Annotated in this window: 28 protein-coding genes; 23 read left to right on the plus strand and 5 right to left on the minus strand. The window is 42.0% G+C overall.

The window, feature by feature from the left end; translation table 11 throughout:
* Nucleotide 1: 1 nt before the first annotated feature.
* The 18 genes from E2L07_RS05740 (at nucleotide 2) to E2L07_RS05825 (ending at nucleotide 14,944) form a co-directional block, all read left to right on the plus strand.
* Complete coding sequence (locus tag E2L07_RS05740; RefSeq protein WP_134229087.1) at nucleotides 2-448, plus strand: phage tail tube protein; 447 nt, start codon at nucleotides 2-4, stop codon at nucleotides 446-448.
* 60 nt (nucleotides 449-508) lie between these two features.
* Nucleotides 509-988 (plus strand): phage tail assembly chaperone, encoded by a 480-nt coding sequence (locus E2L07_RS05745; RefSeq protein ID WP_053431737.1) that lies wholly within the window; start codon nucleotides 509-511, stop codon nucleotides 986-988.
* A gap of 211 nt (nucleotides 989-1,199) precedes the next feature.
* Nucleotides 1,200-5,801, plus strand: coding sequence for a transglycosylase SLT domain-containing protein (locus E2L07_RS05750; protein WP_134229088.1), 4,602 nt, complete (start codon nucleotides 1,200-1,202; stop codon nucleotides 5,799-5,801).
* The gene (locus E2L07_RS05755; RefSeq protein WP_134229089.1) at nucleotides 5,802-6,461 is read left to right on the plus strand and encodes a LysM peptidoglycan-binding domain-containing protein; all 660 of its coding nucleotides are present in this window, start codon (nucleotides 5,802-5,804) and stop codon (nucleotides 6,459-6,461) included.
* A gap of 11 nt (nucleotides 6,462-6,472) precedes the next feature.
* Nucleotides 6,473-7,450 carry an XkdQ/YqbQ family protein gene (locus E2L07_RS05760; RefSeq protein ID WP_134229090.1) on the plus strand — a complete coding sequence of 326 codons (978 nt, stop codon included), beginning with the start codon at nucleotides 6,473-6,475 and terminating at the stop codon, nucleotides 7,448-7,450.
* A gap of 50 nt (nucleotides 7,451-7,500) precedes the next feature.
* On the plus strand, nucleotides 7,501-7,716 hold the full coding sequence (locus tag E2L07_RS05765) for a phage portal protein (protein ID WP_134229091.1): 216 nt from the start codon (nucleotides 7,501-7,503) through the stop codon (nucleotides 7,714-7,716).
* A gap of 9 nt (nucleotides 7,717-7,725) precedes the next feature.
* The gene (locus E2L07_RS05770; protein ID WP_134229108.1) at nucleotides 7,726-8,154 is read left to right on the plus strand and encodes a DUF2634 domain-containing protein; all 429 of its coding nucleotides are present in this window, start codon (nucleotides 7,726-7,728) and stop codon (nucleotides 8,152-8,154) included.
* Complete coding sequence (locus E2L07_RS05775; protein ID WP_243854917.1) at nucleotides 8,141-9,220, plus strand: baseplate J/gp47 family protein; 1,080 nt, start codon at nucleotides 8,141-8,143, stop codon at nucleotides 9,218-9,220. The genes E2L07_RS05770 and E2L07_RS05775 overlap by 14 nt, the downstream gene beginning before the upstream one ends.
* A complete protein-coding gene (locus tag E2L07_RS05780) occupies nucleotides 9,207-9,785 on the plus strand; it encodes a putative phage tail protein (protein ID WP_134229092.1) in 579 nt (192 codons plus the stop codon). The genes E2L07_RS05775 and E2L07_RS05780 overlap by 14 nt, the downstream gene beginning before the upstream one ends.
* On the plus strand, nucleotides 9,782-10,054 hold the full coding sequence (locus E2L07_RS05785; RefSeq protein WP_134229093.1) for a hypothetical protein: 273 nt from the start codon (nucleotides 9,782-9,784) through the stop codon (nucleotides 10,052-10,054). The genes E2L07_RS05780 and E2L07_RS05785 overlap by 4 nt, the downstream gene beginning before the upstream one ends.
* Nucleotides 10,054-12,321, plus strand: coding sequence for a pyocin knob domain-containing protein (locus tag E2L07_RS05790; RefSeq protein WP_134229094.1), 2,268 nt, complete (start codon nucleotides 10,054-10,056; stop codon nucleotides 12,319-12,321). Before E2L07_RS05785 ends, E2L07_RS05790 begins: the two co-directional genes overlap by 1 nt.
* Nucleotides 12,321-12,608 carry a hypothetical protein gene (locus E2L07_RS05795; protein ID WP_134229095.1) on the plus strand — a complete coding sequence of 96 codons (288 nt, stop codon included), beginning with the start codon at nucleotides 12,321-12,323 and terminating at the stop codon, nucleotides 12,606-12,608. The genes E2L07_RS05790 and E2L07_RS05795 overlap by 1 nt, the downstream gene beginning before the upstream one ends.
* Nucleotides 12,605-12,826, plus strand: coding sequence for a hypothetical protein (locus E2L07_RS05800; protein ID WP_134229096.1), 222 nt, complete (start codon nucleotides 12,605-12,607; stop codon nucleotides 12,824-12,826). Before E2L07_RS05795 ends, E2L07_RS05800 begins: the two co-directional genes overlap by 4 nt.
* A complete protein-coding gene (locus E2L07_RS05805) occupies nucleotides 12,810-12,947 on the plus strand; it encodes an XkdX family protein (protein ID WP_208401984.1) in 138 nt (45 codons plus the stop codon). The genes E2L07_RS05800 and E2L07_RS05805 overlap by 17 nt, the downstream gene beginning before the upstream one ends.
* 17 nt (nucleotides 12,948-12,964) lie before the next feature.
* Entirely contained in the window at nucleotides 12,965-13,207 is a 243-nt protein-coding gene (locus E2L07_RS05810) for a hypothetical protein (protein WP_134229097.1), read from the plus strand.
* 44 nt (nucleotides 13,208-13,251) lie between these two features.
* A complete protein-coding gene (locus E2L07_RS05815; protein WP_134229098.1) occupies nucleotides 13,252-13,548 on the plus strand; it encodes a hypothetical protein in 297 nt (98 codons plus the stop codon).
* A gap of 2 nt (nucleotides 13,549-13,550) precedes the next feature.
* On the plus strand, nucleotides 13,551-13,778 hold the full coding sequence (locus E2L07_RS05820) for a phage holin (RefSeq protein WP_134229099.1): 228 nt from the start codon (nucleotides 13,551-13,553) through the stop codon (nucleotides 13,776-13,778).
* Nucleotides 13,778-14,944 (plus strand): peptidoglycan-binding protein, encoded by a 1,167-nt coding sequence (locus E2L07_RS05825; RefSeq protein ID WP_134229100.1) that lies wholly within the window; start codon nucleotides 13,778-13,780, stop codon nucleotides 14,942-14,944. The genes E2L07_RS05820 and E2L07_RS05825 overlap by 1 nt, the downstream gene beginning before the upstream one ends.
* 204 nt (nucleotides 14,945-15,148) lie before the next feature.
* Here E2L07_RS05825 and E2L07_RS05830 read toward each other — a convergent pair whose 3' ends face one another.
* The 3 genes from E2L07_RS05830 to E2L07_RS05840 form a co-directional block, all read right to left on the minus strand.
* Nucleotides 15,149-15,355, minus strand: coding sequence for a hypothetical protein (locus tag E2L07_RS05830; protein WP_134229101.1), 207 nt, complete (start codon nucleotides 15,353-15,355; stop codon nucleotides 15,149-15,151).
* Nucleotides 15,356-15,478: 123 nt separating this feature from the next.
* Nucleotides 15,479-15,703 carry a hypothetical protein gene (locus E2L07_RS05835; RefSeq protein WP_134229102.1) on the minus strand — a complete coding sequence of 75 codons (225 nt, stop codon included), beginning with the start codon at nucleotides 15,701-15,703 and terminating at the stop codon, nucleotides 15,479-15,481.
* Nucleotides 15,696-16,337 carry a hypothetical protein gene (locus E2L07_RS05840; protein WP_134229103.1) on the minus strand — a complete coding sequence of 214 codons (642 nt, stop codon included), beginning with the start codon at nucleotides 16,335-16,337 and terminating at the stop codon, nucleotides 15,696-15,698. Before E2L07_RS05840 ends, E2L07_RS05835 begins: the two co-directional genes overlap by 8 nt.
* A 134-nt stretch (nucleotides 16,338-16,471) precedes the next feature.
* Here E2L07_RS05840 and E2L07_RS05845 point away from each other — a divergent pair, with 134 nt between their 5' ends.
* The 4 genes from E2L07_RS05845 (at nucleotide 16,472) to E2L07_RS05855 (ending at nucleotide 17,645) form a co-directional block, all read left to right on the plus strand.
* Complete coding sequence (locus E2L07_RS05845) at nucleotides 16,472-16,669, plus strand: helix-turn-helix transcriptional regulator (protein WP_134229104.1); 198 nt, start codon at nucleotides 16,472-16,474, stop codon at nucleotides 16,667-16,669.
* Between the two features lie 60 nt (nucleotides 16,670-16,729).
* Nucleotides 16,730-16,978, plus strand: a complete 249-nt coding sequence (locus E2L07_RS05850) for a DUF7667 family protein (protein WP_243854918.1) — start codon at nucleotides 16,730-16,732, stop codon at nucleotides 16,976-16,978.
* A 70-nt stretch (nucleotides 16,979-17,048) separates the two neighbouring features.
* A complete protein-coding gene (locus E2L07_RS20755; RefSeq protein ID WP_166740027.1) occupies nucleotides 17,049-17,186 on the plus strand; it encodes a hypothetical protein in 138 nt (45 codons plus the stop codon).
* A gap of 273 nt (nucleotides 17,187-17,459) precedes the next feature.
* Nucleotides 17,460-17,645: a helix-turn-helix domain-containing protein gene (locus E2L07_RS05855; RefSeq protein WP_134229112.1), complete on the plus strand. Its 186-nt coding sequence runs from the start codon at nucleotides 17,460-17,462 to the stop codon at nucleotides 17,643-17,645.
* A gap of 22 nt (nucleotides 17,646-17,667) precedes the next feature.
* On the opposite strand, the gene E2L07_RS05860 is transcribed toward E2L07_RS05855, so the two are convergent.
* Nucleotides 17,668-18,435, minus strand: coding sequence for a DUF308 domain-containing protein (locus E2L07_RS05860; protein ID WP_134229105.1), 768 nt, complete (start codon nucleotides 18,433-18,435; stop codon nucleotides 17,668-17,670).
* Between the two features lie 91 nt (nucleotides 18,436-18,526).
* Nucleotides 18,527-18,874 (minus strand): YolD-like family protein, encoded by a 348-nt coding sequence (locus E2L07_RS05865; protein ID WP_243854919.1) that lies wholly within the window; start codon nucleotides 18,872-18,874, stop codon nucleotides 18,527-18,529.
* Between the two features lie 168 nt (nucleotides 18,875-19,042).
* Between E2L07_RS05865 and E2L07_RS05870 the strand changes: the two genes are divergently transcribed.
* Nucleotides 19,043-20,167: an SIR2 family protein gene (locus E2L07_RS05870; protein ID WP_134229106.1), complete on the plus strand. Its 1,125-nt coding sequence runs from the start codon at nucleotides 19,043-19,045 to the stop codon at nucleotides 20,165-20,167.
* Nucleotides 20,168-20,274 lie beyond the last annotated feature (107 nt).

Consider the following 20,274-nt stretch of genomic DNA (forward strand, 5'->3'; position numbering starts at 1 on the left):
TATGAGTTTTCACGCTAAAAATACAATATCAGGTAAAGAGGGGCGTCTTTTTCTTGACGGTGAGGAAATGGCGTACATTAAGTCATTAGAAGCAAACATAGAAAAACAGAAATCTGAGGTTAACATTATGGGGCGTCGAATGACGGGCCATAAAACGACAGGTGCTAGCGGTACCGGGACGGCCACGTTTTACAAAGTGACATCGCGTTTCGCACGCATCATGTTAAATTACGTGAAAAAAGGGGAAGATCCTTATTTCACTCTACAGGCTGTGCTCGATGACAAATCGTCTGGACGTGGTACCGAGCGTGTCACGCTGTTTGATGTCAATTTTGACAGCGCGAAAATTGCCGGTTTAGATGTGGATTCAGAAGCGCTTGAAGAAGAAGTACCGTTCACGTTTGAAGACTTTGATATTCCAGAGTCGTTGTCAGATTCATTTTCTTAATACACATGGGGCGCAGCTAGCGCCCTTTCTATATTTCTAAATTAAGAGGAGCGATAATCAATGAGCGAAAAAGAAAAAAATGAACAAATCGAAGTACAAGATGTACCAGTAGAAATGCAGGATATGTCTATTTTTTTGCCTGACAATATAGAAGAGGCTAAGGAAGTTAAAGAAGTGATTTCATCACGCTTTAAAGATAAAAAGGGAAATCCAGTTCCTTTTATTTTTAAAGCGATCACAACAGAGCGCATTAATGAACTGGAAAAAGAATGCACTCGATTCGAGAAAGTACGAGGACAAGGGAAAGTCAAAAAATTTGACTCTACGCGATTTGTTGAACGGATAGCAGTAGAAACAACTGTATATCCAGACTTCAAAAGCGGTGAATTGCGACGTGTATATAAAACAGAAGATCCTATTGAAGTAGCGAAAAAAGTACTGTCAATCGGTGGGGAATTTCAGCGCTGGATTGAATTAACGCAAGAAGTCAATGGATTTGGCGATGATGAGGAAGTCCTTGAAGAAATTGCAAAAAACTAATTAAAGGCGGGAACAAACAGGCCGCCTATCTGCATTACCTTTTACACAAACGAAATATTCCACCAAGCGAATTGAAAGAATTGTTAATGGGACCTAAGGAATGGAGAATTTTTATTTTTGCATCTGTTGGACTGCAAATAGAGGAAGAAATAAAAGAAAGAGAAGAGATTGAAAGAAAAAAACATAAATAGTGAGAAGGGAGGGGGAAAAGTTGGCAAAATTCACAGCAAAATTCGATTTAGAAGATCTAATATCAAAAAAACTTAGACGTATGTTGAAAAGGCTAGAGGATACCGATAGACTTGCTAAACGCTTAGGTTTAATTGAGATGAAAGCAAAAGATGGTGTGTCCCCTACGCTTCGGCGTGTCGAAAAGCGCTTAACTAATCGAAACTTTCAAAAGCATGAAACACTGCTTCTTGCGGATGCTAAACGGTTTGAAAAAACGGTGAAATCGACAGGGATTAAGCTTAAGAGACATCTTCCAGAATCAATGGAGATATCGTTCCTAGCAGATGATCGAGTGACAATTCGGGCAAAGCGCATTCAAGATAATATTCGTCGCAAGCTAGGGAAAGGTCATGAATATACGATTCAGGCTAATGATAAAGCGACACCTGTAATGCATCGAATTGCTAACTATGCAAAAAGGCAACTATCAAAAGGTTATAATTTCTCTGTCAGAGCCATCGACATTGCATCCAAAACAGTTGGACGAATTGCTTCATACGCTGGGACGGCAATCCCAAAGTATAGAGATTTCACAATCCGTGCTATTGATACTGCTTCCGGGGTGATAGGCTCAGTAAAAAGAGCGTTGTTCTCTATACCAACTTTAATTACTGTCACCCTTGCCATGGTGGGGGTCAATAAACTGACGGACTCCACAATTGGTGCTGCTATGACCTTTGAACAATATCGAGTTTCCATGGAGCACTGGCTAGGAGGGGACAAAAAAGCAGCTGATGAATTAATCAAATGGATGGGCAAATTCGCAGACAGTACTCCTTTTAGCTCCCCTGATTTGTTCCCGGCGTTAGTTGAGGGAGTCAGTTTGTCTGGAGGCGATATTAATGGCGCACAGCGTTATTTAAAGATTGCTGCTGACATGGCGGCAATGACACCGGGACGGACTGTGGAGGAAGCAATGATGGCTTTAAGTTCTGCTAAAATGGGAAATTTTGAAATGATGAAAGGATTCAGAGTGAATGTGACACAAGAAGATTTTAAAGCCATGGGTGGATGGGACGGCTTTACTGAAATGGTTGAAGGAAAATTCTTAGATGGTGCTGAAAAGTTGTCCGAAACTGCCCATGGTGTCCTTTCAACCCTTCAAGGTTATCGCGCCTCTTTGCTACGAACCTTTGGAGATGGATTACTTGGTCCTATGAAACCTAGACTTGACGCAATTAATGAATGGTTGGATGAGAACCAAGAGACATGGGAACGGTGGAAGGATGTTGTTTGGCGTCACGGAGAAGAGGCCTCTGAGTGGATTTTTTCTCACTTGGAAAAAGGTTTTAATTGGGTAAGATCAAGATACCTAGACAATGAAGATTTTATGAGTTTGGATTTTAAAGGAAAAATAAAGTTTATCATGGATGATTTGGGTGCATGGTGGGATCGCACCGGGCGCCCTTGGCTAACTGACGTAGCTAAGGATGTAGGAAGCGCTATATTTGATGGAATTGTTTGGGGTGTAAAAGAAGGGATAAAAAGCATCGGTAGCATGTGGGTGGAGGCTTTCAAAAATCCTTCTACCGATAATTTCGCAGGCGCGGGGATTTCCACTCTGATTGCAACGTCGCTTGCTTCGTTGGTCTTAGCTCCATTGATTAAAGGTTTTGGAACTCTTTATAAAGTAGGTAAATGGATCTTTGATCGTGGCAAACAGTTAGGGGGATTATTTGGGGGTAAAAGAGGAGGTGGCCCCAAAGGAGGCTCAGCTGGTGGCCGAGGAGGAAATAGCTCACCAGCAGGATCACCACGGACTGGACGCTCACCTTTCATTCCAGGAGGTAAATTCCCGAGTTGGCTCAAAAAAGCAGGACGTAGGGTGCCATATCTAGGTCCTCTCTTAGCGGGGAGCGCTTTGATAGGAGGAGACCGAGATCGCCTTGGCGCAAATCTTGGGGGATTGCTCGGAGGCATAGGTGGAGGAGCTGCAGCTGGTGCTGCAGTCGGTAGTATTTTTCCGGGTGTAGGCACAACCATAGGCGGTATCGTCGGGGGTATCGCTGGTGCATTCGGTGGCGAAAAGATCGGCGAATGGATACAGAACAGCGGGATACTAGAAAAAATCTCGGATACCCTTTTCAACGGAGAATGGTGGCGCGAGAAATGGAATAGCGTCACTGACTACGCTAAAAACCTATATGAAGGCTCTTGGCTACAAGACACTATAACCGCTATCGACGATACTCTCTTTAGCGGTGATTGGTGGAGTCAAAAATGGGATGGTGTTACGGACTTTGTTGATAACAAACTATTAAACGCTAGTTGGTGGGCTGAACAAGCCGGCTATATGTACGGTTATCTTGAATCGACCGTGTTTAGCGGAGAATGGTGGAGTCAGAAGTGGACCGATGCCGGTGAGTGGGCTAGTAACCTATATGAAGGTTCATGGCTTGAAAAAACAGTGACATCTATCAACGAAACCATTTTCAACAAAGAGTGGTGGGGCCAGAAATGGGAGGACACCAAAGCATGGGCGCAAGAAAAATGGGATCAAGCCGTCGCAGTATGGGACTCAGTAACCCAGAAAATTGACGAAACGATATTTAACAAGGAATGGTGGAGCCAAAAATGGACAGATGCCAAAGCATGGGCTCAGCAAAAATGGGATGAAGCTCAGGCTGTATGGGAGTCCGTAACAACAAGAATTGATGAGACCATCTTTAACAAAGAATGGTGGGGTCAAAAATGGGACGATACCAAGGCGTGGGCTCAGCAAAAATGGGATGAAGCTCAGGCTGTATGGGAGTCCGTAACAACAAGAATTGATGAGATCATTTTTAACAAAGAGTGGTGGAAAGGAAAATGGAATGATGTCATTGGTTGGGGAAGGAAGCAGCTCGAAGGTCTCACTGATTGGTGGGATGGTGTAAAAAGTAGCTTCAACAGTGGTCGTCAAAGCGGGCAGACAGCTGCAAGAGGAAGCGGTAGCGGTGTTGCTCAACGAGGATCAGAAACCCCATATGCCAATGGCGGCTTTATCAACCGTCCACACCTTGGATTGGTCGGTGAGGCAGGACCAGAGGTTATCATTCCACTTTCATCGAATCGCCGAGGCCGCGCTCTCGATCTCTATCAAAAAGCAGGTGCAGCCCTCGGAGTTCGACCGTATGCTAATGGCGGCTTAGTTGGTGGCTCTGTAAAAATGCCTAAATCCCAACCGGTTCAAGCATCTGTAAGTGTTGGATCAGTATATATGCAAGGTGCAACAAAAGAAGCAAAGCAGTATGGAGAATCAATCACAGCTGCAGTTGCGTCGGGTATCAATGACACGGTCGTACCTATCAACAATTGGAGAAAGAACAACATTGAAACTCCAATGCAAGGTGTGGTCAAAGAAGCTGTCGGATTTGGCTCTAGTACGGTCAGGTCGTTTTCAACTGGTCAAAATGCAACACCGACCAAAACGGATGCTTATCTAGACAGACAGGTCCGATCTCCATTCCGCGTTATCCAAGGCGGAGCGTCTCAATGGGGTTCTGGCACAGTCACAGGATTCCGTTCTGGTCAAGATTCTACCTCTACAGGAACAAGACCTTATCTTGTGTCCAATGTCCATACGCCTTTCGATGAAACGAAAGGCAAAGGAAGAGGATGGGGCGCAGGCACCGCGAGTGAATTTGTCACTGGAATGCGTTCTCAATCTAGTCAAGTGACGGAAGCTGCAAAATACTTGGCCAAACAAGTTGAGAAGACGTTTAAAGAAGAGCTTGGTATTCACTCCCCTTCACGCGTCATGATGGAACTTGGTCGATTTGCTTCGCTAGGTATCGTAAAAGGTCTCGGAGCTGTTGACATCAAGAAATTTGCTGAGAAACAGGCAGGCTCTCTTGCAGCAGCATTCTCAGGATTAGGAGCTGTTGGTGGGAACATATCACAGTGGATTCAAGCGGCCATGATGATCACCGGTGTCCCATCTTCGTGGTTAGGACCATTAACCATAATTGCACAAAAAGAGTCGGGCGGAAACCCTAGAGCCATAAACTTGTGGGATATCAACGCCAAGCGTGGTATTCCGAGTAAGGGGTTAATGCAGACCATTGATCCTACCTTCAACGCCTACAAAATGCCGGGGATGAACGATATCTACAACCCGATTCACAATGCTGTTGCCGCGATCAGGTATATTGAATCGCGTTATGGCAATGTGTTTAATGTACCTGGTATTCGCAGCATGGCCCGAGGTGGAGCATATCGCGGCTATGCTAACGGCGGACTGATCACCAAGGATCAAATCGCTCGTGTAGGTGAAGGGAACAAGCGTGAGTGGATTATTCCAGCTGAGCGCGGCATCCGTGGCAGATACTTGCTCCATCAAGCGGCTGCCGATCTTGGCATGTCGGTTGTGGATCAAGGAGCCGGCGAGACTGTAGACACTGATACGGTTCAGGTTGCTACAAGACCGACAACTAACAGCAAAGTGGTGGTTGCGTCCGAACCGAGCGTGCAACTGATCATTCAAGGGGATCAACATTTTTATGATGACACCGATAAAGAGGCATGGTTTAGAGAAATGGAACAACGCTTAACAAATGCAATACGTGAAGCACGTCAGAATGGCGCAAGTGAGGTGTATTAGATGCCGAAAAGTGTCTATGAATTTTGGTTGTCTCAGGGTAAACAAAAACTAAGGCTCCCCGTACTACCGGAGAAAATTGAAATTGGCGGAGCCATGCAAAATGAATCCGTCAAGGTTAGCGGTCTTGGCGAGCTAATATTTATAGAGGAACCGGGCGCAAGGGAAATCTCCTTTGCGTCCTTTTTCCCGAGAAGACATACTCCACTTTGTGAATATAGGTCTATTCCTAAGCCCGAAACAGCCATAGCTACACTCATGAAATGGCGTAACAAAAAGCAACCGGTCAGATTAATCGTGACTGGTACAAAAATTAATTTCCTGTGTAGCCTTGAGGAGTTTACGTACAGTGAGGGAGCAAGCGGTGTTGGAGATCGTGACTATACTATGCAACTCAAAGAGTATAAAACAGCGTCACCGCGAAAAATCAAAGTGAAAAAGCCCGTACAGAAAAAGCGCCCTTCTAAGCCAGCACCGCGTACATGGAAAGTAAAAAAGGGAGATACGCTTTGGGCCATTGCCGGAAAGGTGTACGGTAAAAATACGGACTGGCGTAAGATCTGGAATGCAAACAAAAGCATGCTGATCAAGAGAGATAAGCGAAACAATCGACAACCGGGTCACTGGATCTATCCAGGCCAAGTCCTGAAAATACCAGCGTGAGGTGATGAGGCATGATAGAGATTTGGTGTGTTAAACCCACCGAGCGTCTGGAACTGGTTGTTGAAGGACAAGTGACATGGGAAGGGAAGAGATATCAAGCTCCAAGGAAACTCCAAGCCACCATTGTCACTAAGCAAGGGAATCAACGCTATTACACCCTGGAAGAGGGCGACACGGTTCTTTTTAAGTGGAAGGGCAAGGAGTTGTTCCGTGGAACGGTATTTAGTCGAATCCCTCGAGACAACACGCTCTTTTTTGAAGCATATGACATGTTGACCTATCTCGTAAGAAATAAGGATGTTTATGCTTTTAGCAATCAACGAGCGGATCAGATTGTACGTCGTATATGCAATGATTTTCAGATCCCAACGACCACCATTGTCAATACAGGAGTAACCTTTAAATCTCTTTTAGTGACTCAGGAGACGACGTTATACGACATTATTCTTAAAGCGCTCAAACGCACTCGTGCTAACAATGGCCGTAATTATCAACTTTACTCAACAAAGGGAAAGCTGGGATTACGAGCTTGGCCAGATCCGAGTGAGGTTTATGTCATAGAGAAAGGCGTAAACCTTATTTCGTATGAATACAGCACGAGCATCGAAGAAACGGCCACTCGAGTAAAAATGAAAATGCAGAAAAACGACAAGACCTATACTGCAACAGCTCGGGACAATGACGGTGCAAGGAAATTCGGGGTGCTGCAATATACGGAAACGGTAACGGACGACCTTAACCAAGCCCAGCTGAAACGCAGGGCTGATAACAAGCAAAAAGAACTCAAGGGTGTACAGCGCAAGTTAAACGGTGTCCAAGCGATTGGGATTCCAGATGTAACAAGTGGCTTGCCAGTGCGGGTAATCATTAAGGACGTGGGTATCAATCGTAACTATTGGGTGGACTCTGACTCCCACACTTTTCAAGGTAATACTCACAAAATGACGCTTGACTTAGTTCGTAACAATAGGATTCCGGAGGTGTCATAATGGGACTTGCGGAGGAATTACGTCTACTCGCTGCACAAACTCAGGAGGCGATGCAGCCGGTACAACTGATTGAGGGATCGATTCGATCGATTAGTCCTCTTGTCATCCGACTGGCGTCCAACAGCAAACTGGACATACCAGGTGAGCTTTTTACAATTCCCAAGCGCTTGCGACAAAGTGGCGATGATCCCTTACAAGTTGGCGATAACGTGATGGCTGCATCCTTTACGGGAGGGCAGTCTTTTTACATTATGGATAAAATCTAGGGGGTGATGATGTTGCTATCACCAGAAGTGCAATTTGAAGAAGAAGAGGACAATCTGGATGAAGAGATAGAGACCTCTAGCACATGGTTGATTGATTTCGAGAGTGGCCGAATCCTAAATCAACGTGTTGACGGTCTGAGAGCAATTGAACAGTTTGCTCATATAGCCTTGAGGACAGAACGGTACGCTTATCCTATTTATTCTCATGATGTGGGGAGCGAGCTGCAGGAGCTTCTGTCGGATCCAGAAACAACTGATGCTTACAAGGAAATGGAGATTCCAAGGTTGCTCACCGAAGCCCTTGAATATGACGATCGAATTGAAGCGGTAACTGACATTGAAATAGAAAAACAAGGAGACGCCTTTCATGTTTCATTTGTGATTGAGTCAGAGGAGGGGACTCTTGAAATGGAGGAGATGTTAAATGCCGCAACTTAGTGGATTGACCTATAACGAGGTCATGGAACTCCTGCAGTCCCAGACATTTGAAGAGATCATGGAACGTATGCTCGATCGTGTTCCTGCCGACATTGATAAAAGAGAGAACAGCGTCATTTGGAACGCGTTGGCTCCTGCAGCTGCCGAATTAGCTCAAGCCTACACGTGGCTTGAATCTAGTTTTAATCTAGTTTTCGCTGATACGGCACAAGGGGAATTTCTTGATCGTCGGGCCGCAGAGTTTGGGATTGTTCGGCATCAGGCTACCCCTGCTGTTTGGCAAGGGATTTTTAATATTCAAGTTCCTGTCGGCTCACGTTTTTACGTGGAGCCGCTTTATTTTGTTGCCCGCTCCAACAATTTATTGGAGTGCGAAACACCGGGAGAAGAAGGAAATGCCAATTTAACAGGGAGAGAGCTCCAACCACTTGATACCATACCAGGATTAACGGAGGCAAGGATGGGGGAAAGGCTCATACCAGGGCGAGATGAAGAAGATGATCAATCTTTCTACCAACGTTACCTCGTCCGTGTGCGCCGTGAAGCTGTGAGTGCTAATAAGGCACATTACAAACAGTGGGCCGAAGAAGTTCCTGGCGTAGGGAGAGCAAAGGTGTTTCCTTTATGGGCAGGAGAAGGAACTGTCAAAGTAGTTATTACGGATGCACAAATGCAGCCGGCCACGACTGAATTAATCCAAGAAGTACAAGATTACATTGATCCTACCCCTGGACAAGGCGAAGGCCAAGCCCCGATCGGTTGTACTTTAACAGTAGAGAGTGCTGTTTGGTCAGAAATTAATATTTCTGCAGATGTCACCCCTTCATCTGGCTTCACGATCGCGGACTGTGAAGAAGAGGTTAGGGGTTCGATTGAGCGATTATTTAAAGAAATTGCGTTTGAGGAGAACGTTATTAGATTGGGGCTGATTAACAATATTCTCTTTAATGCTAACTCTGTATTGGATTATTCGAATGTCCTCATCAATGGGCAACCCGAAAGCTTAGAACTTTCAGATGAAGAGCTTCCGAAGTTAGGGGCGGTGATACTCAATGAGCAAGTTTGAGGAAATGAGTGATTACTTGCCACTGTTTTTTGCTAGGTTGCGAGAAATGCAAGAAATACTCTCAACTGAAGCAAAAGAAATGGAAGACCAGCAACAACTCATTTTTGATGTAACTGATCAACTTTTTATAACAACGGCAACATGGGGACTGGAACGTTGGGAAAAACTTCTTAATGTTGAACGGGAGTCTAGTGACAATTTAGAGATGCGAAGAGCTCGACTGATTAATAAGATATCTAACATTCCCCCAGCCAATTACCGTGCACTAGAACGGGCAGTAAATAGGTTTTTGAAGAATCCATCTGCTCAAGTGCGTTTAATGGAAGGACATTACAAATTTAGCGTAGATGTTGATATTGATGACTTGCAGCATGTCCGACTTATTGTCGAGACACTTGAAAATATGAAGCCGGCACATTTGGCCTACGTTTTGCGGCCAGCGCTTAACGAGCGTATACGTATCAAGAATACCGTCACCCTTAATCTTCGTCGGTATAGACGTGTCAGGGAATTACGGGTAGGACTCTCCGTAACTCTTGATAATAACGAGGTGGTGCTGAGATGAATCAGCAATATTTAGAACGAGTCGCTCAAGATTTGCTAGAACGTATAACATCCGCAAAGTTGAATGGTCAAGAGGTGCCAATTGTATCCAAGGAGAGAGGAGGGACAATAATAACGGTGATGACAGGTAGAGTTGAGGACCAAAAAAAAGCAGAACATATTGCCCTCTACGATGAACAAGGTGGAGTGATTACAGAGCGTTTTTCCAACCTCGATGTAAGTGCAAACCGATCACTAGATTTTAGATTTGAATTTGAGGTGACAAGCTGATGGCAGACTATAATCCAAAAACAAATTGGTTGCCAGATGACCCCATAACTGAGGACGATTTAAACCGGATAGAGAAGGGTATTAAAGACGCAAACGACGATATAAATAACCACAAATTGCAAACCAATAACCCCCATAGGGTAACGAAAGCACAAGTCGGTCTTGGGAGCGTTGATAATGTAAGACAAGCATCCAAGCAAGAGTTTGATGCACATAAAAATGACAAGGCCAATCCCCATGGAGTAACAAAATCTCAAGTGGGATTGGGGAATGTAGATAACTTGAAGCAAGCGACAAAAGAGGAGTTCGACGCTCATAAAAATAACACGAATAATCCCCATGATGTGACGTCCGAACAGGTGAACTTAAAAACGATAGGTTGGGCAGCAGATACACCATATGATCAATTACCTAAAGGTATGACAGTTACACAGATTCCTACTAGTTCTGGTTATCCTCTCAGTAACGGAACATTGATAACTAATAATGTTTCAGAGTTTAGATGTAACCAAATTTTATTTTCTCATAGTAAAACCGTAGGGGTTAGGATGCTTTTCAGAGTTTATCACCACGATGCAGGTTGGTCCGAATGGAAAGAGGTTTCCGCCACAGATGGCGACTATACTAACCTTCGAGCAAGGGCAACGACTAAGGCAGATGTTGGTCTTGGTAATGTCGAGAATTACGGTATAGCAACTCAAGCAGAAGCAGAGGCGGGTACATCAAACACAAAATACATGACTCCTCAGAGGACAAAACAAGCTGTTGATAAAGGTACCGCCCCTCTAAATCAAAATATAACAACAGTAGGTACCACTTTATTAAATCATATAGATAACAAAAATAATCCACATGGGGTGACATCTCACCAAGTAAACCGTATAGCAACTGGTTGGCCAGCAAATACACCATATGATGAATTACCGACAGGAATTACGGTTACTCAGGTGCCTAGCAATTCAGGATACCCTATTAGTATCGGTACATTAATTACAAATAACGTCACGCAACATAGATGTACTCAATTGTTTTTTCACCCTAGCACACTTACTCGAATGTGGTTTCGTATCTATCATAGCGAACACGGTTGGACTAGCTGGGCAGAAATAGAAACTACGGCGGGGGCGCAAACAAAGGCAGATCAGGCCGAAACAAACGCCAAGAATGCTAGTCTACCTAGAACGGGAGGATTCGTCGATGGGCAGATTATAAGGCAAACGGATGGTGGGTTTCATACAGTGTATCAAATCGTCGGGATTCCAGACCAAGGTGGTAATCAACAGTATTTAGTGTTAGCTCCGTTAAACAACACTCCGAAAAGGCTGAACGGGGTGTTTTTCGGTCAACGCACAAATGGATCTAGTAACTATACGAGTGATATGATCATGGTTTCTTTTGGACAAGGCAACTCTGGAAGCCATAGAGCATCATATCAAGCTTTAAGGACGCAAAATGTTTATGATAACGGATCTATATATGACCTTCGTATGGTTACGCTAACTTATGATGGTCAACAGCATATTGCTTTACTGATTCCGCGAGAATTTGGAGTCTATCAAAATGTCGTTTTTCATGGGTATAGAAGAGGAGTAAACCCTTTTATTGTTGGAGATAGTGAAGTGTCAAATGTAGCTGACTATACAGAGTTCTCGCCAATAGAAGGAAACAATGGTGTTATATCAAACATATTGAGGAACAACCGATGGGGGATGGAAGTTAGTCCTAATTCTTATCCAGTTGGAGTTACTGCTTTTATGGTTTCTGGTACTGGATGGAACATGCCCAGGGTAGGTTTTGTTAGCGGTACAGTTGAAACAATAAAAACTAATAATCTAAGAGTGACTCAACATTTTTATAGGATAGGACACGCCTATAATAACAGGCAGTGTTTCACTCGACATGGGTATGACGGTACTTGGTCTCCTTGGAGTGAGAATGTTTACGTTATAGAAGTAGGAGAAAACGTAAACGGAAGCTATATTAGGTATTCAAATGGCATGCAGGAATGCTTTTTCCGCATTCCTGCAGATGGATCATTAAATACCGATGGAGTGACCCACTATCCTATGCCAGCTTCTTTTGTAGAGATTTATTTTGCTGACGGCGTAATTTCTTCTTCGGTTGCTACCGCAAGGAGAGCTTTAATGGGGAATTGGAGTGTCCATGGAGATGATTATGATAGATGGAGTGTGCGTGTTAATGCCGATGTATCCAGTTCTGCCAACCTAAACAGATGTTACTTGAGCGCATATGGGAGGTGGAGATAGTGCGCGTTAAATTAAGTCCTATACGTAGCGACAAACAAATCAATTACACATTTGGTCATGACTCGTTCGAGTTTCAGGTCACGGGAGATGGCAATACAATCGAACAACAAGGGGTGTATGATCTTTCATCTTTTACTGATGATGGTTCTCTAGAGGACCCCCCATTTCCGATTATACAAGGATACCGAGAGGACGGCACCTTGTATCTGGAGCTCATCAATTTCTATCAATCTGATGCGCCTGAGTCAGTTCTTTTCCCCAAATGGGAGGAGGTGAACAAATCTTGAGCCAGCTGAAGTGGAAGACGAAAGCGGAGAAAGAAAATGAAAGAGCAGAAGTGGCGCAAGAGAAGAATCGGAGGGAACAGCTTCCTGATACCGTTGAACAGCTTGGTCAATCACTGACAGATAGTGAGATTATTGCAATGCATCAAGGACAAACGATTACTGACTTAGAACTAAAAGTGTTAATGCTGGAGGCGAAGCTAAATGAGTCCAATGTTTGAAACCTTAAAAGAACGTTTTTTGAAAAACTGGTGCCGAAAGGATCAGTTAAAGCAATTTGTCCAGTTGGGAGCAATCACAGCTGATGAATACAAGGAAATTACCGGTGAAGATTTTAAATAGAGAAGGGAGGAGAGAAAGTGAAAGTTTGGCTCATTTATATTGATGAAAATGGAAAGGAAAAGGTTGTGAAAGAAGAACAAGAGAGAATCGCAATTCGTTTTTGTAGCAATGTCATGAGTGGCTTTCATCCAGGCGTTGTTATTAAGAATATTTTTCTTGTAGATTGTGCTCAAAAAACTTTTACAGAGTTGGAAACTCTTGTTGCTGGGCCGCCGTTGTCTGGCGAGTCATTACAATTCAAAGAAAAGGCTTCAGAATAAGTCCGGTAAGGGCTTTTTTATTTTGGTTGAAAGTAGGTGATGTTTTGTCTATCGAGATTGGTCTTTTAGTTGCTATAAGTGGTTTGGTTATAAGTTATTTGGCTTATCAGTTTAACCGCACAAAATCGATTAAAACGGATAGTAGCCAGAGTGCAAGTCAAAACGCCCAAATTAAGGCGCAACTTGACTATATCGGCAAAGGAGTGGATGAGATAAGGATTGATCAAAAGGCAACGGAAAAACACATGGTTTTATTAAATGAACGAGTCACGCGCGTTGAAGAATCGGCAAAACAAGCACATAAACGCTTGGATAAATACGAAAAAAGGGAGTTGGTTTAAAAATGATGTTTGATACAGGAAGCATTGCGCGTTTTTTCGGTTTGATTGCTGCACTATTGGCGTATTTCGGGGTAAATGTGCCAGAGGATTTAACAGAGGCGGTTACTAGTTTTGTTGTTGCCGCTCTAGCAGTTTACGCTGCATGGAAAAACAACTATATCAGCAAAAAAGGGCATGAACAAAAGAAAGTTTTAGAGGAAGCTGGTCTAAAGAAAGGGGAGATCGAGTAATGGGATATAGATTCGAGAAACTTTCACAGTTATCCGATCAACGGAACCGATTAAGAAAAAAGGGGAATTATTCAAAACGTACACAGCCTATCACTGTTCGTGCTTGGCATCATTCTTTGACTAAAAAACATTCTGCAGGTTCGACCGCTGCCGGATTTGCAAATTATCATGTGGGGTCTTTAGGATGGCCTGGTATTGGCTATACGTTTGTGATCGAACCACAAAATATAGTAAATACACCAAACGGTAAGCGGGCAAGAATTGTATATTGCCATGACATTGATCGTCGTACTTATCATGTTGGTAACAGCAACTCATTTGCATTAGGTATTTGTGTTGCAGGCGACTATCGAACTGAACAGCTAGATCAACCGACCTTAGCGTCAATTGCAGATTTACACTCGGCGTTAGTAGCCGACAAGATCGGAAGTAGTGACAAATCACACCACGAATTTCCGGGATACGCTTGGAAACAGTGTTGCACATTTGATTATAAAAAGGCATTTAAGGCACAGTCGCCGTCTGATCAAACCAACACAAAACCTCCAGCCACTGTACCTTCAACGTACACGATTCAAGAAGGAGATACATTCTGGAGCATCGCCCATAAAAATAGCGCAACTGGAGTAACAGTGGAAGGTTTGATTAAAGCCAACCCTGGAGTTGATCCAACTAAACTTAAAGTTGGCCAAGTCATCAATTTTAATACAAAAGCTAGTAAGTCAAACAACGAACACAAACAATCCCAATCTGGTGCTTCTAAGGCTAAACCAAGTGGTGACCCATATGTACGTAATATCCAACAGTTTGTAAACAGCTATGGATTCAGCATTGCGGTTGACGGGATCGCGGGACCGCAGACGATGAGAGGTCTGGTGCGAGTTTTGCAAACGGAGCTCAATAAACAATTTGGGCGCGGTCTTGTCGTTGATGGCATCTTTGGCCCACGAACACGGGCGGCATTAGTCAATGTGAGAGCAGGGGCACGCGGCAACCTCACTCGTGTATTACAGGCTTTGCTGTACATCAAGGGCTATGATGTTGGCCCATTTGACGGCATCTTTGGCGGAAAAACAGAGACGGCTGTAAGATCGTTTCAGCGCGCAAACAGGTTGACCGTGGATGGGATTGTCGGCCCTCAAACTTGGGCGGCATTACTTAGTTGAAAAAAGCCCTCACGTTTTGCGGGGGCTCTTGACTCACTGTAAATCATATGCTATCTTTTAAACAAGGTCGCGCCCGATACGGACGCGTGGATTGAAATAGTAACTATATAATAGGTTATCACGAAGCCCCTGCTCATTGAGCGGGGGTTTTGTCTGCTTCTTTGAATATCTAATTTAATAGGGAGGGGCTTTGCCCCTCCCGATTTAAGCGTTGGTAGTGTTAAGGTAATGATACTCAAATCCGTATTCTGTTTCCTTTTCTTCGTACCAGTGAGCATAGCGTAATCCTTGCTCGTTTTCCGCTTCTACCTTTTCTTGCATGTCGATCCCTGCTTCAATTGCGAGGTCGCTAGATATTACCTCACCAGGGCATCCTACATTGTCACTGTAAACTACATAAATCTTTTCCATCATTTTTTCTCCATCCCTTCACCTCATCCGGTATCTCCGGCTTGTTGGATTATTTTATGTCTTCCCTTGCTGTTATTTATAATATATCATAGAAATAACAGCATGTAAATAGTTATATGAAAATTAATTTTGTTTTTTAAAAGTTTTTTTGTTACGTGCGTATTCTTCAAGGTCTGCACGTAAGTACAGCCTTGTTTTGCGCACCGCTCCAAACTCCACAAAAGGCTCAATCTTTCCTGTAGCCACCGACTGATTAAAGCCGTGTACAGATTGACCCGTGATGTCTTTTGCTTCGTCCTGCATGACCAAGTTTTCTTTTATCCATTTCCTTACTTCTTCTTTATTCATTGTTGTCCTCCTTATCATTTTTTCTATTCCCGTGTTTCGGCATCTTTTCGGCAAGTATATCAAGGTCATCTTGCCAATAAAGTTTGATGCTTGCCCTTTCGCCCCCAACGATTTTGAATGGATATATTTCATATAACTCTGCATATTTGACGAATGTGAGTTTTGAGCATTTTAAGTATTCGAGCGCTTCGGTTTGAGAGTAGATTTTTTTCATTGCTTCTTCTCTCAACCTTATCTTTCGGGCACGCTCTTTTACTTCGTTCCACTTCATTTGTGTGTTCGCGAGTATCGAGGTGTGGGATGGTCTTCGGTTTGACGATGCCCAACCGTTATACTCTTGAACTGAAAAATTGCTATGGCCGAAATGCTCAATTGCTTCCACTAATGCCTGGATATAATCTGTTCTTTTATACCTTGGTACTGGCTTCCCCCTCCGTGCAACATTGTGAGGTAGTGGAGAGTCTGTCTTGGGAAACAAGTCCGACCAATGGGCGTTAAGATAGGTAATAAGCGTTGGAGACCGTGGTAAACCGTTTTCCTTTGCCCAAACATCATAATCATTTTTGGATATATATCCATGTTCTTTTTTTGCGCGCTCATATGCATTGATAATATCCTGCATGCTATACGACATATATTTACCTCTCCCCTCCGTTTTCTTTGTTATATAAATAATAACATATGATTTTATATATGTAAAGAGTTTTCTAAAACTTTTTTCAAGGAATATTCAAAAGAGGGGAGAACCTTTATTTTAGAGGTGATCACATGGAGGTAAAGAACAAACTCAAATCAATGCGCCACGCACACGAGATGGATCAAAAGCAATTTGCCGAAAAACTCGGATTGCGGCAAGAACAATATAACCGCTACGAGCGGCAGGCAAGGCAGCCGACTCTGAAAATAGCACTAGAGATAAGCGCTAAACTCAATATGACAGTCAACGATTTATTTTATTTAGAATAGGACAGGCAATATTTATACCAAACTGGCATACACTGTATCATCAAAAGGAGGATGATACACATGCAAGTAATAATGCCGTTTCATCGACGATTGGCTGAACTGGCCCACATTCAAAAATCGAGGGAACTGACAGAACAGGAATATGATGATTTTGATTTGTGCATCAAAGCTAATATGTACTATGTACAAAAGCTAACAGGTTTGTATGAGTTGAGTTACTTGGCAAGCGTGACACAAGATGTAGAATGGCAACATGAGATTTGTAGTAAGATCGATGAGGTTGTTGTAGGTAAGCGAAAAAAGAAGTAAAAAACTTCTTTTATCTATTTACATTTGTCATGAGATTTGATATAATTAAAGTAGAAAGGGGGGAGATAAAGTGGATTGGGAAAAGTTAGTCCTTCTTTTAGCTTCCATATCAGGCATCTTTGCTGGTGTCACCACAGGAATGAAGAACATCCAAGAAATGAAAGCTAAAAGAAAGCGACGTCCTCGGTCAAGGAAACGTCGCAAGTAATACCTAGGGGGAGGGAAACCTCCCCACATAAAAATTATACCACAATCCACTTAAAAATATGAGAGGCCAACTGATTTTGAACGGGTCTTTGGTTGTTTTATGTCTAGTGGTAATGGATTGGAACTTTGGATCGTGGCTAGACTATGCTCTATTAGGAGTAGCTATAGTTCTTTCTTCCATTACACTCTGGAACTTATTAATGAAGGGTGACTGACGTTGTACAAATTCGATTCGAAAGAGGAGCTTTTGGAGTTTATTAGCCGTGAAGTCCTAATGACTAGTGAAGCTAGCGAGTTTTTGGATGTTTCGCGGCAGCGTATGAGCGAACTAATACGCGCAAAGAAAATTACACCAATCAAAAAATCGCGTGGTTCCAGTTTATTTCTGCGTGAGGATCTTGAGCAAAAGAAAAAAGAGCTTGAGCAGCTCCGCAAAAAATACCGCCCTTATGATGAGTAGGGGCGGTATTTTATTGATCACCCTATTGTACAAAGTGAGGATATACCATTTGTCCATCTACTACATCTAATAAATTAGCATAATTAAAATTATCCCAATTGATTTTATCCATTGTTTCACGGGACATCCATGTTTCCATCACTGCTTCCTCCTCGATGTTCCCGTATTGGTCTTGCATAGGAAAAGTAATTGATATCCATACTTCGTCTATACGTTTATCGCTTGATAGCTGACGATAGGCTATGGTGGAATCTTCGTAAAAACCCCTGCCAATTGATTCGTCAGACCAGCCGTCTTTTCCTTTAACTGTTGCCATCAGCGAATTGTCACTTTCATCAAATTCTATACTTACGATCGTTTCATCGATCGGATCATCCCCAGATTTGAAAATGTCATATAGAATGTCCTTTGAATCCTCTAGTACTGTCCCTTTCTTCTTTTCTGATTTTTGTTTTTTAGAATCTTTATTAGATTCTTTATCAGATTCTTTTTTGTTTGGGGCAGGCTCTTCTTCGTCAGCAGCTTCAGCTTCCTCATCTTCTTCTGTGGTTTCTAGCGCTATTACCTCAGTATCATTTTCCTCTTGTTGTACCACGTCGTCGCTATTTACTAAGTATGTGATGAATCCAATTAAACCGATAATAAAAGCAGAAGCACCGCTTAGCAGAACGATTCTGTGTTTTTTTCCTCGTTTTTCTCTATCCCTGAACAAATTAACTATAAAGAGTACGATTCCTACTAATACAGTAATCAGTCCAACAACAGAAAGTAGGAAAGATATAACTCCCAATATGGTTAACCCCCTTTAGAGTATTTATATGGTAAATATACGTTTTGATGGCCTTATTTTCAATCATTAAATCAAAAGGACCGAGTAAGGTTTATATTTTACTAGCGCTTTTTAAGCAGTCAATCTTTACATAATAAATATCGTCATCACCAAAAACTACTTTTATTTGTTTAAGTTGCTGATCTATTTTAGAGATGTGGCCAACGACAGTTTGATAAAACCCTTCATGCCAATATGTGATACTTAAGGGGTATTGTTGATCTATTGAATCCATTATGAGGTAACCAATTTCTTGTAATTCTTGTTCGTCGAGTGTAGGTTTTGAAACTTTTTTTGATTCAAATTTATATTGTTGCAGAGCGGATATATGCTCAGGCAGCATAAAGCGAGACGACTCCCATCTTAAATTTGTTCCTGGTGTTAGCTTATTTTGTTTCATTTCATAACCTCCCTAAAATTATTATACAGAACTTTTGTTCCTATTATGCATAAGTGGGGTTTTTGTTTCAACACATATTTATAGAAGGGGATCAATTAACGGGAAGGCGCACTTGGATATATGTGATGTGCTATACTTTTAGTATAATTTACTAATGGAGGTGTATTTATGTCTTTTAAAAACTTAGTATCAGGTAAAAAATTGCCTGTTATATTTATTGGCTCCGGCCTAAGTAGAAGATATTTAGATAGTCCTGATTGGGATAACTTATTAATAAAAACATTGCAGTTTATAGGTAAAAACGAGCGGGATTTTAAAAGGCTAAAATCGCGAATAAAGAATAAGCCTGAGAATAGAAATTTAATTAATGGTGAAATAAATGCAAAAGTCGCGGCAGAGATTGAAAATGAATTTAATGAATTCTTTTATGAAAGTGATTTAATTGAAAAGTATCCGGATTGGCTAGACGAAGGAGTTAATCCTTTCAGAAAATGTATTGCTACAATTCTACAAGGGTTAAATGTTATGAAAGAAAAAGAAGAAGAGGTTTCTTTATTTAAAGCTTTAAAAAACAAGACAATAGCAGCTATTACTACTAATTATGATACCTTATTAGAGCAGTTGTTTAACTTACCTAAAGAAAGTATCTTCATTGGACAACCTCAATTATTTAATCCTAATTCTCTTGATCTAGGTGAACTTTACAAGATTCATGGATGTGTTACAGACCCAAATAACATAGTTATTACAGAGCATGATTATAAAAACTTCAAGAATAATGCAAAACTATTTACTGCGAAGCTCTTAACTTTAATTAGCGAAAATCCTGTGATTTTTATAGGCTACTCAATTGATGATCCCAATATGCAACAGATCTTAAGTGATTTAGTAAGTTGTTTATCATCCGAACAAATCAAAAGTCTAATTAATCATTTTTATTTTGTAGAGTATAATGAAGGGGAAGAGAATCTAATAGAAAAAGAGTACCTTTTTGAAGCGAAATCTTACGATGGTAAACTCTCAGTTTTTCCTATATCAATTATTAGTACTGATAATTACGCAGAAGTATATAAAGAGCTAGCTAAATTAACACCAACTATGAATATCAATACAGTAAAACAAGTAAAAAGAATTGTTAAAGATATTGTGTTAGAGTCTACAGAAGCTCAAAGTGGTAACGAAGAGGTGTTGACTATTCTCTTAGAAGATATAAACAAACTATCTGAAACTAAACAGAAGTTTGCTATTGCTATTGGTAACGTAAAAGAAATTACCTCTATAGCCCCTAAATGAACTTGGACAGTAAGAGTAATAAATATTATACTACTTATTGTACCAAGGAGGCTGACATCATGAAACGAACAAGACACTCAAAAGGTTTCAAATTACAAGTCGTAAAA

Origin of the sequence: Halalkalibacterium halodurans, from assembly GCF_004376175.1 — a bacterium.
GTDB classification, from domain to species: domain Bacteria; phylum Bacillota; class Bacilli; order Bacillales; family Bacillaceae_D; genus Halalkalibacterium; species Halalkalibacterium halodurans.